This is a genomic window from Rahnella sp. CJA17(1/100) (assembly GCF_963881615.1).
In the GTDB taxonomy this organism is placed as follows: domain Bacteria; phylum Pseudomonadota; class Gammaproteobacteria; order Enterobacterales; family Enterobacteriaceae; genus Rahnella; species Rahnella aceris.
Genome location: NZ_CAWOJA010000062.1, coordinates 1 through 456 on the forward strand (window position 1 = coordinate 1; position 456 = coordinate 456).

Here is a 456-nt window from a genome sequence, read left to right on the forward strand (position 1 = left end):
CCATAATAATGCTCGCCCTATACCAGCAACGGCCCCCCAAGTTTCAATCTTAAGCTTCATTAGATTACTGAATAGCATTTCAAATTCGTTTGGTTTTTCAACAAAAGAATATAGCAGGAAGGTTTCAATATCGGCTTCAGGAATACTTGGTAAAACAGATATAGCAGATTCGATCCAAGGTTCAAAAGCTGGGTCAATCAACACCTCAACAAGTAGTTTTGAGCGAATAGGATGTAATGCTTCGATATGAATTTTGTCAGCTGTTCGACGAATTAAATATTCATCTTCGAACAGACTAAAGGTACCTTGTGGATCTTTTAAATCGGTAGTTTTTACCAGTGACTTAATGTCTACTCTGACCTCATGAGAGGTTGCTATAGCACAAGCCAATAAAAATTTAATTGCTGATGCCTCTAACTTACCTTCTCTAACTTCAGTTCTTAAACGGTTAACCTG

At 37.5% G+C, this 456-nt stretch carries 1 protein-coding gene; it reads right to left on the reverse strand.

Going from position 1 to position 456, the window contains the following annotated elements; translation table 11 throughout:
* Positions 1–456 (reverse strand): hypothetical protein (locus AACU55_RS20635; RefSeq protein ID WP_167686185.1); only part of this gene is annotated, 456 nt, incomplete at both ends.